Annotated in this window: 13 protein-coding genes; 5 read left to right on the forward strand and 8 right to left on the reverse strand. The window is 52.4% G+C overall.

The genetic code is table 11. The features are described from left to right. Positions 1 to 15 precede the first annotated feature (15 nt). The 5 genes from fabY to typA form a co-directional block, all read right to left on the reverse strand. Positions 16 to 957, reverse strand: a complete 942-nt coding sequence (gene fabY, locus Q5705_18705) for a fatty acid biosynthesis protein FabY (protein ID WLI76579.1) — start codon at positions 955 to 957, stop codon at positions 16 to 18. Between the two features lie 44 nt (positions 958 to 1001). After that, complete coding sequence (gene dtd / locus Q5705_18710; GenBank protein WLI76580.1) at positions 1002 to 1439, reverse strand: D-aminoacyl-tRNA deacylase; 438 nt, start codon at positions 1437 to 1439, stop codon at positions 1002 to 1004. Continuing rightward, on the reverse strand, positions 1436 to 2308 hold the full coding sequence (locus Q5705_18715) for a virulence factor BrkB family protein (protein WLI76581.1): 873 nt from the start codon (positions 2306 to 2308) through the stop codon (positions 1436 to 1438). The genes dtd and Q5705_18715 overlap by 4 nt, the downstream gene beginning before the upstream one ends. Further along, positions 2302 to 2901, reverse strand: coding sequence for a glucose-1-phosphatase (yihX, locus tag Q5705_18720; GenBank protein ID WLI76582.1), 600 nt, complete (start codon positions 2899 to 2901; stop codon positions 2302 to 2304). The genes Q5705_18715 and yihX overlap by 7 nt, the downstream gene beginning before the upstream one ends. 142 nt (positions 2902 to 3043) lie before the next feature. Then, entirely contained in the window at positions 3044 to 4867 is a 1824-nt protein-coding gene (typA, locus tag Q5705_18725; protein ID WLI76583.1) for a ribosome-dependent GTPase TypA, read from the reverse strand. A gap of 380 nt (positions 4868 to 5247) precedes the next feature. Between typA and glnA the strand changes: the two genes are divergently transcribed. The 4 genes from glnA (at position 5248) to Q5705_18745 (ending at position 9607) form a co-directional block, all read left to right on the forward strand. Then, on the forward strand, positions 5248 to 6657 hold the full coding sequence (gene glnA, locus Q5705_18730; GenBank protein ID WLI76584.1) for a glutamate--ammonia ligase: 1410 nt from the start codon (positions 5248 to 5250) through the stop codon (positions 6655 to 6657). 264 nt (positions 6658 to 6921) lie between these two features. After that, positions 6922 to 7971, forward strand: a complete 1050-nt coding sequence (gene glnL, locus Q5705_18735; protein ID WLI76585.1) for a nitrogen regulation protein NR(II) — start codon at positions 6922 to 6924, stop codon at positions 7969 to 7971. Between the two features lie 8 nt (positions 7972 to 7979). Beyond that, positions 7980 to 9389, forward strand: a complete 1410-nt coding sequence (gene glnG, locus Q5705_18740; GenBank protein WLI76586.1) for a nitrogen regulation protein NR(I) — start codon at positions 7980 to 7982, stop codon at positions 9387 to 9389. Positions 9390 to 9496: 107 nt separating this feature from the next. After that, the gene (locus tag Q5705_18745; GenBank protein ID WLI76587.1) at positions 9497 to 9607 is read left to right on the forward strand and encodes a YshB family small membrane protein; all 111 of its coding nucleotides are present in this window, start codon (positions 9497 to 9499) and stop codon (positions 9605 to 9607) included. A 40-nt stretch (positions 9608 to 9647) separates the two neighbouring features. Here the strand turns inward: Q5705_18745 and hemN are convergent, their stop codons facing one another. Both hemN and yihI read right to left on the reverse strand, forming a co-directional pair. Further along, complete coding sequence (gene hemN, locus Q5705_18750; GenBank protein WLI76588.1) at positions 9648 to 11021, reverse strand: oxygen-independent coproporphyrinogen III oxidase; 1374 nt, start codon at positions 11019 to 11021, stop codon at positions 9648 to 9650. 186 nt (positions 11022 to 11207) lie between these two features. Beyond that, positions 11208 to 11708, reverse strand: a complete 501-nt coding sequence (gene yihI / locus Q5705_18755) for a Der GTPase-activating protein YihI (protein ID WLI76589.1) — start codon at positions 11706 to 11708, stop codon at positions 11208 to 11210. Positions 11709 to 12282: 574 nt separating this feature from the next. On the opposite strand from yihI, the gene yihA reads away from it, so the two are divergent. Further along, the gene (gene yihA / locus Q5705_18760; protein WLI76590.1) at positions 12283 to 12909 is read left to right on the forward strand and encodes a ribosome biogenesis GTP-binding protein YihA/YsxC; all 627 of its coding nucleotides are present in this window, start codon (positions 12283 to 12285) and stop codon (positions 12907 to 12909) included. 300 nt (positions 12910 to 13209) lie between these two features. Here the strand turns inward: yihA and polA are convergent, their stop codons facing one another. Beyond that, entirely contained in the window at positions 13210 to 15996 is a 2787-nt protein-coding gene (gene polA / locus Q5705_18765) for a DNA polymerase I (protein ID WLI76591.1), read from the reverse strand. Positions 15997 to 16369: the final 373 nt, after the last annotated feature.

The following is a 16369-nucleotide window of genomic DNA, read 5'->3' on the forward strand; positions in this document are numbered from 1 at the left end:
CCGGCGCGTAGTCGGCTACTCTTCTTCGTTGCCGCCCTCTTCAAACGAACCGAAGGGTTTTGCTGGCAGAACAATATAGATGCCTTCGAAAATCGCGCCATGCTTATCATCGCCAAACAGCTCGACCTGAAGCTGTACGCGCGCTTTTCGCCCACGCGCCAGGCGATCGAGATCGCCACTTAGCGAACCAAGATCGGCAATCGCGCTCGGTTTACCCGTGATTGGCGTGCTATAGCGGATATGTGCGTCGGCAAGAATAATGGTGCCGCCAAGATGGCGTTCGCGCAGCATCAACCAGATAAGGCCCCAGCCTGTCAGCGTCGCCAGTGAAAACAGGCTACCGGCAAACAGCGTGTGGTGCGGATTCTGGTTGCCAGTCTCCGGCATGGTGGTAATAAATTTCTGCCCGGTGTACTGCTGAATACGCACGCCCATCTTTTCGCTCAGCGGAATATGCTGATACCAGGCCTGCTGCAACTGCCCGCACCAGTCGCCGCGATGGAGAATGTCATCCAGCGAGGCAATAGGTTTGATCATCAAAAAATGGCGTATCGGCGTGGTTTGCGGCGCGGTGATTTCGCCTTCATTGATAAACCCAAGCTTGGCGAAAAAGGCCACGGCGTCTTCGCGGGCGCTACAGGTCACGCGTTTCACCCCTTCCTGGCGCGCAACGGATTCCAGCGTCATCGCCATTAATGTGCCCAGACCTTTATCCTGCACAGAAGGGTGCACCGCCATAAAACGGATCGAGCCTTCGTTATCGGCATTGATATAGAGCCGCCCCACGGCCACGAGATTTCCCTCTTCATCGACAACCATCTGGTGATGCGCCATGGCATCCCAGGCATCGCGCTCGGAACCTTGTGGTTGGTGCAGCGGTTTACGCAGCATTTCCCAGCGGAACTGGTAATAGAGTTCTAACTCTTCTTCCGTTTGCGGTACGCGAAGGTGATACATAGCTGCACTCTCTCTTGTAACCCGGGGCCACGTCGCAAGCTGGCTCATACCTGCAACCAGAAGGTGACAGGACCGTCATTGACCAGCGAAACCTGCATATCAGCGGCGAAGCGCCCGGTTTGTGTTTCCATCTGCTGGCTGCGGCATCGTTCGACAAAATAGTCGTACAGCGCTTCGGCTTTTTCCGGGGCGGCTCCTCGTGAGAACCCCGGACGCATGCCGCGCTCTGTATCCGCCGCCAGCGTAAACTGCGATACCACCAGCACGCTCCCACCGGCTTGCTGGACGTTAAGATTCATCTTTCCATCGGCATCACTAAAAATACGGTACCCCAGCACGCGTTCGCACAGGCGGTTCGCTTTTTGTTCATCGTCATCCTTTTCGACCCCTAACAACACCAAAAGTCCCGGGCCGATTTCACCCGTCACGTCCCCCGCCACGCTAACGCTCGCACGGGCAACGCGTTGAATTAATGCAATCATGGTTGGCTTACTTCTTCTTGTTGTGCTGCTTCTTTGAGTTTGCGGTAGTCACCGAGAGTGACAGTAATTTCCGCGCCAAGCAAGACGATACACCAGGTCCAGTAGACCCAGAGAAACAGAATCGGGATGACAGCCAGCACGCCATAAATCAACTGATAAGAAGGAAAGGTGGTGATATATAAAGCAAAACCTTTTTTACCGAGTTCGAAAAGCACCGCCGCCACAAACGCGCCGAGGATAGCATCCCGGTTCGGCACTCGCGTGGTGGGGACGATACTGTACAGCAACCAAAACGAGAGCCAGGAGAGGATCAGCGGGAATATCCGCAGCACATCATCAATCATGCTATTCAATTCGCTGGCCCAGCGCAGCGACAGCAAATAGGAGCTGATCGCCAGGCTCGCCCCGGCCAGCAACGGACCAAGCGTGAGGATCATCCAGTAAACCGCAAACGAGTAAACATGGGGACGCACGCGGGTACTGCGCCAGATGGTATTCAGCGCGCTATCGATGGAGTACATCAGCAGGAGCGAGGTCACAATCAGCCCGCACGCGCCGACCGCCGTCATTTTGGTGGAGTTGGCGACGAACTGCTCAATGTAGTTCTGGATAACATCCCCGGTGGTGGGAATGAAATTGGCGAAAATGAAGTGACGCAGCTGAACGCTAATATCAGAAAACATCGGAAAAACGGCGAATAGCGCAAATACCACGGCGATCAGCGGCACCAGCGAGAGCAATGAGACGTAGGCGAGGTTACCCGCCAGCGTCGTCATATTGTCTTCGTTAATATGCCGCCAGAGCAATTTCAGCCACGCCCGTAACGGACGTGTATGTTGCTGCGCGGTATGTTTTACGTTTTTTAGCATAACTGCTTCGAAAAATAGTCCGGGATGGTCGCCTTGCTTGTCACTAGAATGGCGGTGATCCCTAACTGGTTTGCACCCGCGATATTGTCGGCATTGTCGTCGAAAAAGACGGCATCTGCGGCTGAAAACCCTTCCTGCGCCAGAACTTGCTGATAAATACGCGCTTCCGGTTTACGCATTCCCATATCTTGTGAAAGATAAATATGGTCAGCGGCAGCACGGATTTCCGGGTATTGTTCCGGCCAGAACGTAGTGTGCAGGCGGTTGGTATTCGATAGCACCACTACACGATGTCCTTGCTCGCGCAGTTTATGCATGATGTCGATAACGTCCGGGCGCAGCGCAACAAATACCGCCTGCCAGCCCGTGGAGAATTGCTCATAGCTCAGCGGCAATTCCAACTCTTCACACAGGGCTTTAGCGAACTCTTCATCGCTGATTTCTCCGCGCTCATGCAGGTGAAACGGCTCGCCCATCGCGAAATTCTGTTTTAAGGTCGCCAACGGCACACGACTGAAATCGCTCCAGGCACCCAACACCCGGTTAAAGTCGATGTCGATAATCACGTTACCTAAATCAAAGATATAGAGCATTTCCCTCTCCTTGCCTGCCATGGAGAGTTAACTGTAGCGGGAAAGTGCTGAATTGAATAGCTGACCGCCTCACGCGCAGAAGCGACAGCCATAAAAAAAGCCGCTGATAATCAGCGGCTTTTTCATAGATTGAAAGAATATATTATTCTTCTTTCGCACCACGCATTGCGCGTTTACGGTCGTTCTCGGTCAGATAACGTTTACGAATACGAATGGACTGAGGCGTTACCTCTACCAGTTCGTCATCATCAATGAACTCCAGCGCTTGTTCCAGCGTCATCTTGATCGGCGGAACCAGAACCGTTGCTTCGTCCGTACCGGACGCACGCATGTTGGTCAGTTTTTTACCGGTCAGGCAGTTTACTGTCAGGTCGTTAGAACGGCTGTGAATACCGATGATCTGGCCTTCATAAACTTCCGCACCGTGACCCAAGAACAGCTTACCGCGATCCTGCAAACCGAACAGCGCGAACGCAACCGCTTTACCCTGACCGTTGGAGATCAGTACGCCGTTGTTACGCTGGCCCACTTCGCCCGGACGGATATCGTCGTAGTGGCTGAAGGTGGAGTACAGCAGGCCGGTACCGGAGGTCATGGTCATGAACTCAGAACGGAAGCCGATCAGGCCACGGCTTGGGATCACGTAGTCAAGACGTACGCGGCCTTTGCCGTCCGGATTCATGTTTTTCAGGTCGCCTTTACGCTCGCCCAGCGCCTGCATCACAGAACCCTGGTGCTGCTCTTCAACGTCCAGCGTTACGTTCTCAAACGGCTCTTGTTTGCGGCCGTCGATTTCGCGGAAGATAACTTTCGGACGGGAAACCGCCATTTCGAAACCTTCACGACGCATGTTCTCAATCAGAACAGACAGGTGCAGTTCACCACGACCAGACACGCGGAAGGCATCAGCGTCTTCGGTTTCTTCAACGCGCAGCGCAACGTTGTGCACCAGCTCTTTGTTCAGGCGGTCAAGGATCTGACGAGAGGTAACGTATTTACCTTCTTTGCCACAGAACGGAGAGGTGTTGACGTTGAAGAACATAGTTACGGTCGGTTCATCAACAGAGAGTGCCGGCAGCGCTTCAACATTCTGCGGATCGCAGATGGTGTCGGAGATGTTCAGCTCGCCAAGACCGGTGATAGCGATGATATCACCCGCTTCTGCGATGTCGCTCTCGATACGCTCCAGCCCCAGGTGCGTCAGTACTTTACCGACTTTACCGTTACGGGTTTTGCCTTCGCTATCGATGATAGTAACCTGCTGGTTCGGCTTCACTTTACCGCGCTTGATACGACCAATGCCGATTACGCCAACGTAGTTGTTGTAATCAAGCTGGGAGACCTGCATTTGCAGCGTCCCGTCGAGATCAACATTTGGCGCCGGTACATGGTCAACAATCGCCTGATACAGCGGGGTCATGTCTTCCGCCATATCTTCGTGGTCCAGACCCGCGATACCGTTCAGCGCAGAAGCGTAAACGATCGGGAAGTCCAGCTGCTCGTCGGTCGCGTCGAGGTTAACGAACAGGTCGAACACCTGATCAACAACCCAGTCAGGACGCGCGCCAGGACGGTCAACTTTGTTGATTACCACAATCGGTTTCAGGCCATGGGCAAATGCTTTTTTGGTCACGAAGCGCGTCTGCGGCATCGGGCCGTCAAATGCGTCAACCACCAGCAGCACGGAATCGACCATGGACATTACACGCTCAACTTCACCACCGAAGTCGGCGTGCCCTGGGGTATCAACGATGTTGATACGGTAATCATTCCATTTGATAGCGGTGTTTTTCGCGAGGATGGTAATCCCACGCTCTTTCTCCAAATCGTTGGAGTCCATCACACGCTCTTGTGTTTCAGCACGTTCGTCGAACGTACCGGATTGCTGTAGCAGCTTGTCAACCAGGGTCGTTTTACCATGGTCAACGTGAGCAATGATGGCGATGTTACGCAGATTTTCGATCACAACTTTGCCTCAGGCATTAGAAATAGCGCGTTATTGTACACGTATTAATCGAAGGACTAAACAGGATCACAAACATCCTCCGCAAACAAGTATTGCAGAGTTGCTTTGTGATCGCTTTCACGGAGCGTGAAAAGGGGCAATTAACGAAAATTGCACCAATACGGTGCTCTATGTTCACATAAGAGCACTATATTGGTGCAACATAACCATCATGGTGCAGCCCTTTTGCACTATGCCGAGCATAATAACGCCTTTTTAGGGTGATTTAAAAGTTGGCATAGATTTCGCTTATCCATTGTACGGCAACTACGCCACGTTTACGTAGTAATTAGAAGACCTCGTTACCACGACGACAATGACCATTCCGGGAGAGTTTAAGTATGTCCGCTGAACACGTTTTGACGATGCTGAATGAGCACGAAGTGAAGTTTGTTGATTTGCGCTTCACAGATACCAAAGGTAAAGAACAGCACGTCACTATCCCAGCCCATCAGGTAAACGCCGACTTCTTCGAAGAAGGTAAAATGTTTGATGGTTCTTCGATTGGTGGCTGGAAAGGCATCAACGAATCCGACATGGTGCTGATGCCGGACGCAACTACCGCTGTCATTGACCCGTTCTACGAAGAGTCTACGCTGATTATCCGCTGCGATATCCTCGAACCAGGTACCATGCAGGGCTACGATCGTGACCCGCGTTCCATCGCCAAACGTGCTGAAGAGTATCTGCGCTCTACCGGTCTTGCAGACACCGTTCTGTTTGGGCCAGAGCCGGAATTCTTCCTGTTTGACGACGTGCGTTTCGGCAGCTCCATTTCCGGTTCCAGCGTGGCTATCGACGATATCGAAGGCGCATGGAACACCACCACCAAATACGAAGGTGGTAACAAAGGTCACCGTCCGGCAGTAAAAGGCGGTTACTTCCCGGTTCCGCCGGTTGATTCCTCCCAGGATCTGCGTTCCACCATGTGTCTGGTGATGGAAGAGATGGGCCTGGTTGTTGAAGCTCACCACCACGAAGTGGCAACTGCGGGTCAGAACGAAGTGGCAACCCGCTTCAACACCATGACCAAAAAAGCGGACGAAATTCAGATTTACAAATATGTGGTACATAACGTTGCGCACCGCTTCGGCAAAACCGCGACCTTTATGCCGAAACCGATGTTCGGTGATAACGGTTCCGGTATGCACTGCCATATGTCTCTGTCCAAGAACGGTACCAACCTGTTCTCTGGCGACAAATATGCTGGCCTGTCTGAAATGGCGCTGTACTACATTGGCGGCGTAATCAAACACGCTAAAGCGATCAACGCCCTGTCTAACCCGACCACCAACTCTTATAAGCGTCTGGTCCCGGGTTACGAAGCGCCGGTCATGCTGGCTTACTCTGCACGTAACCGTTCTGCTTCTATTCGTATCCCGGTTGTGGCTTCTCCGAAAGCACGTCGTATCGAAGTGCGTTTCCCGGACCCGGCCGCTAACCCGTACCTGTGCTTTGCTGCGCTGATGATGGCTGGTCTGGATGGTATTAAGAACAAAATCCACCCGGGCGAAGCAATGGACAAAAACCTGTATGACCTGCCGGCTGAAGAAGCGAAAGAGATCCCGCAGGTTGCAGGCTCTCTGGAAGAAGCGCTTAACGCGCTGGACGCTGACCGCGAGTTCCTGACCGCAGGTGGCGTATTCACCAATGACGCTATCGATGCTTACATCGCCCTGCGTATTGAAGAAAACGACCGCGTTCGCATGACGCCGCACCCGGTAGAGTTCGAACTGTATTACAGCGTTTAATAAATTTAATACTCGGCGGATTTCTTGTCGTAGCAAGGCGGCAACTGAGCGAATCCCCGGGAGCATAGATAACTATGTGACCGGGGTGAGCGAAGGCAGCCAACGTAGCGACGGCGAGAAAGAGGCCAGAGGATTTGTTGTCGTGGAATTTTGGCCCGTCGAAAGATGGGCTTTTTTCTCCACCAACAACCTGATCTAACGCGCTTTTTCCTTATAAAAAGCTATACTGCACTAAATTGGTGCATATCTCCGGGAGACTGCTAAATGGCAAGCGGCGCGCTGCCCGATGCTGGGCAGATCCTCAATTCTTTGATCAACAGCATCTTGCTGGTTGATGATGACCTGGCGGTACATTACGCCAACCCTGCGGCACAACAACTGCTGGCACAAAGCTCACGCAAACTGTTCGGCACACCGCTGCCCGAACTCCTGAGCTATTTTTCGCTGAACATCGATTTACTGCGTGAAAGCCTGCACGCCGGACAAGGGTTTACCGATAACGAAGTGACGCTGGTCATCGACGGACGTTCACACATTCTTTCACTGACCGCGCAACGCTTGCCGGACGGGTTAGTGCTGCTGGAAATGGCTCCGATGGATAATCAGCGGCGTCTGAGCCAGGAGCAACTGCAACACGCCCAGCAAGTGGCGGCGCGTGATCTGGTGCGCGGTCTGGCTCATGAAATTAAAAACCCGCTTGGCGGTTTGCGCGGTGCGGCGCAGTTATTGAGTAAAGCGCTGCCCGATCCGGCACTTATGGAATACACCAAAGTGATCATTGAGCAGGCCGATCGCCTGCGCAATCTGGTGGATCGCCTGTTAGGCCCGCAACAACCGGGAATGCACGTTACCGAAAGCATTCATAAAGTTGCCGAGCGTGTGGTGAATCTGGTGTCGATGGAATTGCCGGATAACGTCACGTTAACCCGCGATTACGACCCAAGCTTGCCGGAATTCGCACATGATCCCGACCAAATCGAGCAAGTTTTATTAAATATCGTTCGCAATGCCTTGCAGGCGCTGGGTCCGGAAGGGGGCGAGATCATTCTGCGTACCCGTACGGCTTTCCAGTTGACACTGCACGGTGTGCGCTATCGTCTGACGGCGAGAATTGATGTAGAAGATAACGGCCCGGGTATCCCGCAAAATCTCCAGGATACGCTGTTCTATCCCATGGTAAGTGGCCGTGAAGGCGGCACCGGACTTGGGTTATCTATCGCGCGCAGCTTGATTGATCAACATTCGGGCAAAATTGAATTTACCAGTTGGCCAGGCCATACCGAGTTCTCGGTATTCCTGCCTATTCGGAAGTAGAGGTGTTTATGCAACGAGGGATAGTCTGGATCGTTGATGACGATAGCTCCATCCGTTGGGTGCTGGAACGCGCGCTCACCGGGGCAGGTTTAAGTTGTACAACGTTTGAAAGTGCCAATGAAGTACTGGATGCGCTCACCACCAAAACCCCGGATGTACTGCTTTCGGATATTCGTATGCCAGGCATGGACGGGCTTGCGTTACTAAAACAGATTAAGCAGCGCCATCCGATGCTTCCGGTCATCATAATGACGGCACACTCCGATCTGGATGCGGCAGTCAGCGCTTATCAGCAAGGGGCATTCGATTACCTGCCCAAACCGTTTGATATTGATGAAGCTGTTGCGTTAGTCGAACGCGCTATCAGCCACTATCAGGAACAGCAGCAGCCACGCAACGTGCAGGCCAGCGGCCCAACCACCGACATTATCGGCGAAGCACCGGCAATGCAGGATGTGTTTCGCATTATTGGTCGTTTGTCGCGCTCATCAATAAGCGTGCTGATTAATGGCGAATCCGGGACGGGTAAAGAGCTGGTCGCGCATGCGCTACATCGCCACAGCCCACGGGTAAAAGCGCCGTTTATTGCTCTAAATATGGCGGCCATTCCAAAAGATTTGATCGAATCGGAACTGTTTGGTCACGAGAAAGGGGCGTTTACCGGCGCGAATACCATTCGTCAGGGCCGTTTTGAACAGGCCGACGGCGGAACGCTATTCCTTGATGAAATTGGCGATATGCCGCTCGATGTGCAAACACGTTTACTGCGCGTACTGGCTGACGGCCAGTTCTATCGCGTCGGTGGTTATGCGCCGGTGAAGGTTGATGTGCGCATTATTGCCGCAACGCACCAGAACCTGGAGTTGCGCGTGCAGGAAGGCAAATTCCGCGAGGATTTGTTCCATCGCCTGAACGTTATTCGCGTACATTTGCCACCGCTGCGTGAACGTCGGGAAGACATTCCGCGTCTGGCGCGCCACTTTTTGCAAGTCGCCGCCCGGGAACTGGGCGTGGAAGCGAAGCTGTTGCACCCGGAAACGGAAGCCGCATTAACCCGTCTGGCATGGCCGGGAAACGTGCGCCAACTGGAAAACACCTGTCGCTGGTTAACGGTGATGGCAGCAGGCCAGGAAGTGCTGATTCAGGATTTACCGGGCGAACTGTTTGAAGCCACCGTGCCGGATAGCCCGTCGCAAAGCCTGCCAGATAGCTGGGCAACGCTGTTAGCGCAATGGGCCGATCGCGCACTGCGTTCCGGTCATCAAAACCTGCTCTCTGAAGCGCAACCGGAGATGGAGCGTACCCTGCTGACCACTGCGCTGCGTCACACTCAGGGGCATAAACAGGAAGCGGCTCGCCTGCTCGGCTGGGGCCGTAACACCCTGACGCGCAAGTTGAAAGAGCTGGGAATGGAGTAAGCGCAGGCAATATGTAAAGATTGATTCGCGGGTGCAAATTGCTGTTATTTTGCGCTTTACTGTTACCCGCAGTGCAGTATGATCTTGCCGGTTCATGGGGGGTTATCATGCTGGAATCATTAATTCATATGGCCACGGCTGGCGCCTCAGCCAGCCACACGCCGCAAACCGCCATCGCAGCTGTACTTTGTGCTGCGCTGGTTGGGCTGTTTAGCTAGCCCGCTGCGCTTAGCAGGCCTACGATGTTTTGTAGGCCTGCTAAATCACCCTTGAGAACTGCTGCAATCGTGCTTTCTGGCGTAAATAGGCGTCGAAACACATGCAGATATTGCGAATCAACAAACGCCCTTTGGGAGTTACCTGTAATCCCTGCTCATTCATCGCCACCAGCCCATCGTTCACCAACGGCGCTAACAGGCGTAAATCTTCGGCGAAGTAATCGCGAAAATCGAGATCCCAGGCGCTTTCCACCGCATTAAAATCCAGCCGGAAATTACAGATAAGCCCTTTAATCACATCGCGGCGAATACAGTCATCACGGGTTAACGCAATACCGCGCCACAGGGCATCACCACGTTCATCCACTTGATGGTAATAGTGTTTTAGCTCTTTTTGGTTTTGCGCGTAACTATCGCCAATCATGCTGATCGCAGAAACACCGAGGCCAAGCAGGTCGCTGTCACCCTGCGTGGTGTAGCCCTGAAAGTTGCGGTGCAGCACACCGTTACGCTGCGCCACTGCCAGTTCGTCATCCGGGCGGGCAAAGTGATCCATACCGATAAACTGATAACCAGAACCGGTCAGGGAAGTGATGGTTTGCTGCAAGATATCGAGCTTTTGCTGCGCCGAGGGCAGATCCGCGTCTTTAATTTTGCGCTGGGCGGCAAACAGCGTGGGTAAATGGGCATAGTTGAAAACGCTCAAGCGATCGGGGTTGAGCGCCGCGACGCGTTGCAGCGTAAAGGCAAAACTTTCTGGCGTCTGTTTTGGCAGGCCATAAATCAGATCGATATTGGTCGAGGTAAAACCAATTTCACGGGCATGATTGAGAAGCGCGAAGATAAACTCTTCATCCTGCTCACGGTTGACCAGCCGCTGCACCTCTTTATTGAAATCCTGCACGCCCATGCTCAGGCGGTTAAAACCTTCACCGCGTAAATGATCGAGCACATCCAGTTCGATTTCACGGGGATCGACTTCGATGGAGATTTCCGCATCAGCGTTAAACTCAAAATGGCTGCGTAACAGCGCCATTAAACGGCTGATTTGCGCTTTATTCAGGTAGGTTGGCGTACCGCCACCCCAGTGTAACTGGCTGACATGGCGGCCCTGAAATAGCGGTGCACGATGCGCTATCTCTTGCTCCAGCGAATCCAGATATTGGTCAGCTTTATGCTGCTGGCGGGTGACAATTTTATTGCAGCCGCAGAAATAGCAGAGCTTATGGCAAAACGGGATATGAACGTACAGCGACAGTGGACGTTCAGGATAACGCGCGACCGCACGGCGAAAATCGTCTTCACCGTAGGCATCGGAAAACTCCAGCGCGGTAGGATAGGACGTGTAACGCGGCCCGGAATAGTTATATTTCTGGATCAGGGCCAGGTCCCAGTCGATAACATGCTCAGACATTACTTACTCCTTCCGATGACACCGCCGGCGTCGCTGGCGGCCCGGCCTGACCCCATTTTTGGTCATAAGCCGGTTGCGCAGCCACAGTTTGCGCCGCGACAACCGTTGTAGTTTAACGAATAACCACACCAGATAACATATAACCGGAAGGGTTATAAGCAGGACGGGAAGCCCCATAAGAAGGGATTAATTGCCGCCTTTCAGCAGGCGCATCATATCTTCCTTACCTTCTTCTTCCTCTTCTTCGTCATCATCGTAAGAGAGGCCGAGTTTCTGCATCAGCTCATCAATGCGGTCGAGTTTGGCATCAACCCACGCCTGATCTTCAGCGCTCAGGGTTTCGCCCTCTTCCAGACGTTCCAGTAGCGCATCCAGGCGCTCATCCGTTTCCAGCATCTCCAACTCAGCCTGCGGTGAAAGCATAGGTTTCTCGCTCTTAGGTTTGTGCTGCTTGTTGACTGGCTTGTCTGCGACAGCCAGCGGAATCGGTTTTTTACTGCCAATACGCGGGTCTTTTTGCGATTTGCCCTTTCCGGAGCCAGATGCATCACCGCCACCGTTCGCGCGGCTACCTGAAGCATTACCACGATGCTTTTTCTCACGCTTGCGCTCGCGGCCTTCCTGATTCATCTCTTCACGTGTTTTACGGTGCACTTTGCTGCGCGGACTGGTGGCTGGTTTTTTCATAATAGGAGTCTTACGTCGTTTTTCATCAGTATAGAATTGCGGCGGAATCTAGCAGAAAGCAAGCAAAGAAAAAAGGCGACAGTGCAAACTGTCGCCTTTTTTCTTGACCCTAACCCGTAATGGGTTCTACGTTCCGTGTTAGCTGTCAACGTGCCCTGTTTTTCCTTTAGCGTAAACGCTCCTTGTTACGGTCCTTTTTTCCCTTTGCAACGTCTCCTGACGTTATCGTCCTGTCTTCGCCTCCTGGCGCTCCCGACTCCTCTATCCTTGAGTCATCCTTTCCTGAAAAGCTTCCGGCCTTGAGGAATTACTCTACCGATCTGTATAAACCTGACAAGTGCGAATAGTCTTAAGATCCATAAATTAGGACAATTCTATAATTTCAACTTATTGATTTTAGATGATTTAGCTATTTTTTAACCTGCAACTTCTCTGAAATTTCGCAAGGCATAAAGGGCAAATATCTTACAAGACTGAAGGTAATGGCTTACAGCGGAGTTAATTGCGAGAAAAACAGCCTTTTGCGTGGGTTCAGGTATAATCGCCGCATGCTTTGATGATGGAGACGACCGTTTTGACTAACCTGAATTACCAACAGACGCACTTTGTCACCAGTGCGCCTGATATTCGCCACTTACCCGCCGATACCGGCATCGAAGTGGCATTTGCTGGCCGCTCCAACGCAGGAAAATCGAGCGCACTCAATACGCTAACGAATCAAAAGAACCTGGCGCGCACATCGAAAACACCTGGCCGTACGCAGTTGATTAACCTTTTTGAAGTCGCCGATGGCAAGCGCCTTGTCGACCTGCCGGGCTACGGTTATGCGGAAGTGCCGGAAGAGATGAAAATCAAATGGCAGCGCGCGCTGGGTGAATATCTTGAAAAACGCCAATGCTTGCAGGGCCTGGTTGTGCTGATGGATATTCGCCATCCGCTGAAAGATCTCGATCAACAAATGATCCATTGGGCAGTGGAAAGCAATATTCCGGTGCTGGTGTTGCTGACGAAAGCCGACAAACTCGCCAGCGGCGCGCGGAAAGCACAACTTAATATGGTGCGGGAAGCGGCGCTCGCTTTTAACGGTGACGTGCAGGTTGAAGCGTTTTCATCGTTGAAAAAACAGGGCGTGGACAAATTGCGCGAGAAACTGGATAGCTGGTTCACTTCTCTTCCGCCGGTTGTAGAAGCCGAAGAATAACCCTTCTGGCGCGGCATTCGCTGCGCTTTTTATTTCTTTCGCGCAATAAAAAACGCCCCAGTCATTTCTGACTGGGGCGGCTAAATATTCAGCCAAATCCGATTACGTGAAGTAAAAGGTCTGAAAGATAGAACATCTTACCTCTGTACCCTACGCGAATAACTCTACTCCCTTTTTGGATCCGGACAAAGCACTTTTTGTAATTTCTTTTCACTTTTTACATAGGGAATTCTAATGATCGTCACAAAATAGTGCCGATATGTTGCTTACTTACAGAAAACTCCCTTGCCCGCCACACACTTAGTGCGCCTGATCCCAGTTTGGCCCGGTTCCCACTTCAACCAGCAGCGGCACATCAAGTTTGGTGCTGCTTTCCATGAGCTCATGGATCTTTTTCGACACCGCCTCGACATCATCTTTATGCACTTCAAACACCAGTTCATCGTGCACCTGCATGATCATACGTACGCGGGGTTTTTCGGTTTGCAGCCATTTATCAACCGCGATCATTGCGCGTTTAATAATGTCTGCCGCCGTTCCCTGCATCGGGGCGTTGATCGCCGCGCGTTCAGCGCCTGCACGCCTGGCCGCATTGCTGGATTTGATGTCCGGCAGATAAAGACGACGCCCGTCCAGCGTTTCAACGTAGCCGCTCTCTTTCGCCTGCGCCCGGGTTCGCTCCATATATGCCAGCACACCAGGGTAGCGCTCAAAGTAGAGATCCATGTACTTTTGCGACTCTTTACGCGGAATATTAAGCTGGCGCGATAACCCAAATGCGCTCATGCCGTAGATGAGACCAAAGTTAATGGCTTTCGCGCTGCGGCGCTGCTCGTTGCTCACGCTCTCCAGCGGCAGGCCAAACACTTCCGCTGCCGTCGCCCGGTGAATGTCTTTGCCTTCAGCAAACGCGGTCAGCAAGCCTTTATCACGCGAAAGGTGCGCCATAATACGCAGTTCAATTTGCGAGTAGTCTGCGGAGACGATCACATAATCTTTCGGCGCGATAAATGCCTGGCGAATACGACGGCCTTCCTCATTACGCACCGGAATATTTTGCAGGTTCGGATCGGTAGAAGATAAACGCCCGGTCGCCGTGACTGCCTGGTGATAAGAGGTGTGAACACGCCCGGTTTTCGGGTTGATCATCAACGGCAGCTTGTCTGTGTAGGTTGATTTCAGCTTCGCTAACCCGCGGTGCTCCAGAATCACTTTCGGTAATGGATAATCCAGCGCCAGCTCTTCCAGCACCTCTTCCGACGTGGACGGCGCACCGCCCGGCGTTTTCTTCAGCGGCTTAATACCCTGTTTTTCAAACAGAATAGTTTGCAATTGCTTGGTGGAAGCGAGGTTAAACGCCTCACCCGCGATCTCGTGTGCTTTTTTCTCCAGCTCCGCCAGACGCAACGTCAGCTCTTCAGAGTGTTTGTGCAGCACGGCGGGATCGATATTGACCCCGTTACGTTCAATGCGCGAAATCACCGGCACCAGCGGCATTTCAATATGCTGGAATACATTGAGCGGCCCGGCGTTTTTTTGCAGCTCTGGCCACATTGCCAGATGCAATTGCAGCGTGACATCCGCATCTTCCGCCGCGTAAGGCCCGGCTTGCTCCATAGCTATCTGGTTGAAGGTAAGCTGATTTTTTCCTTTGCCGGCAATTTCTTCAAAGGTAATGGTTTTGTGCTTCAGCCAGCGCTCAGAGAGGCTGTCCATATCATGGCGGCCAACCACGCTATTCAACGTGTAGGACTCCAGCATGGTATCAAACGCAATTCCACGCAGTTCAATACCGTAATTTTCCAACACGCCACGATCGTATTTCAGGTTCTGGCCGACTTTAAGCGCCTTTTCGTCTTCCAGAAGCGGTTTCAACAACTCAAGGGCACGATCGCGCGGGATTTGCTCCGGCGCGTCAAGGTAATCATGCGCCACCGGTACATATGCCGCGACACCGGGCTCCGTCGCAAAGGAAAGCCCAACCAGGTTAGCACTAATATTGTCGAGGCTGTCCGTTTCGGTATCAAACGCAAACAGCGGCGCGTTTTTCAATTTGCCAATCCATGCTTGCAGGGTCTCTTCATCAAGAATGGTGACGTAATTTTCCGCAGAGAGCGTAGCAGCGGGAATATCGGCCTCGGCTTCGATCACAATGGTTTCTTGCGGTTTCGCGGCGGGTTTGCTTCCTTTCGCTTGCAGCCATTTACCGGCTTCTACATCCGCCGTCCAGCGCTTAAATTCGTATCGCTTAAACAGCTCAAGCAACTCTTGCGTCGCGGGCTGCTGCACTTCCAGTTGCTCACACGTCAGATCCAGCGGGACATCAGTTTTGATGGTCGCCAGTTGATAAGAGAGATACGCGACTTCTTTATTCTGCTCCAGCTTTGCCGCCATAGTTTTGGCACCGCGGAAAGTTAACCCGGCGATTTTTTCTGGCTCGGCATACAACGCATCCAGCCCGCCCAACCCTTGTAGCAGCGCCTGTGCTGTCTTTTCGCCAACGCCAGGTACGCCGGGGATGTTATCCGAAGAGTCGCCCATCAGTGCGAGGAAATCGATGATCAGTTCTGGTGGCACGCCATATTTGATGGCAACTTCTGCCGGACCAAGAATGGTGTTGGTCATGGTATTGATCAACGTGATATTTGGCGTCACTAACTGCGCCATATCTTTATCACCGGTGCTGATCAGCACCGGGCGGCCATTTTTGTCTGCTTCACGCGCCAGCGTACCGATCACGTCATCTGCTTCTACGCCAGAAACCGCCAGCAGCGGCAAGCCCATTGCTTTAACCATGGCGTGTAACGGTTCGATTTGCGCACGCAAATCATCCGGCATCGGCGGTCGATGAGATTTGTAATGTTCAAATAGTTCATCACGGAACGTCTTGCCCTTCGCATCGAACACCACGGCGACATGCGTCGGCTGATACTGCAACAACAGGCTGCGCAGCATATTCAACACACCGTACATTGCGCCGGTAGGTTCCCCGACGCTGTTGGTCAGAGGAGGAAACGCATGGTAAGCGCGATAAAGGTAAGACGAGCCGTCAACAAGAATGAGTGGGTTTTCTGGGATCTGAACCATGATATCCATGCCTGTTTATCAATTTATGGCTAAAGGATGCCACAGACAGGGGGGAAAACATGAGTTTTTCCCGGTAAATGCCGGAAAAGATTTCGTGATCGACGGGATCGCTCGCACTTTCATCCTGTGGATAAGTTTGTGAATAGTTTCTTATGGGCTGGATTTTTGTGGCTTGTCGTTGATCGTAAAATTATACAAACCCTTTAAATTCAAAAAGTTAAAATCGTCAGAAAGATCGTTATTGCCCTTTGGTGACAATTTGCTCTATGTGGATATAAGAAAAGATGATTTGCCTTTGCCCTCATCTTGTCCCGGCAGCTTTGCAAGGTTTACACATTGCTGTGAAGCGTTTTCTGGTAAAATCAGCGCCTTG

The sequence above is a fragment of the Kosakonia sp. H02 genome (assembly GCA_030704225.1).
GTDB lineage: Bacteria > Pseudomonadota > Gammaproteobacteria > Enterobacterales > Enterobacteriaceae > Kosakonia.

Coding starts and splice junctions, on each gene's coding strand:
- fabY (WLI76579.1), bottom strand. CDS start 957: ATGTATCACCTTCGCGTACCGCAAACGGAAGAAGAGTTAGAACTCTAT.
- dtd (WLI76580.1), bottom strand. CDS start 1,439: ATGATTGCATTAATTCAACGCGTTGCCCGTGCGAGCGTTAGCGTGGCG.
- Q5705_18715 (WLI76581.1), bottom strand. CDS start 2,308: ATGCTAAAAAACGTAAAACATACCGCGCAGCAACATACACGTCCGTTA.
- yihX (WLI76582.1), bottom strand. CDS start 2,901: ATGCTCTATATCTTTGATTTAGGTAACGTGATTATCGACATCGACTTT.
- glnA (WLI76584.1), top strand. CDS start 5,248: ATGTCCGCTGAACACGTTTTGACGATGCTGAATGAGCACGAAGTGAAG.
- glnL (WLI76585.1), top strand. CDS start 6,922: ATGGCAAGCGGCGCGCTGCCCGATGCTGGGCAGATCCTCAATTCTTTG.
- glnG (WLI76586.1), top strand. CDS start 7,980: ATGCAACGAGGGATAGTCTGGATCGTTGATGACGATAGCTCCATCCGT.
- Q5705_18745 (WLI76587.1), top strand. CDS start 9,497: ATGCTGGAATCATTAATTCATATGGCCACGGCTGGCGCCTCAGCCAGC.
- hemN (WLI76588.1), bottom strand. CDS start 11,021: ATGTCTGAGCATGTTATCGACTGGGACCTGGCCCTGATCCAGAAATAT.
- yihI (WLI76589.1), bottom strand. CDS start 11,708: ATGAAAAAACCAGCCACCAGTCCGCGCAGCAAAGTGCACCGTAAAACA.
- polA (WLI76591.1), bottom strand. CDS start 15,996: ATGGTTCAGATCCCAGAAAACCCACTCATTCTTGTTGACGGCTCGTCT.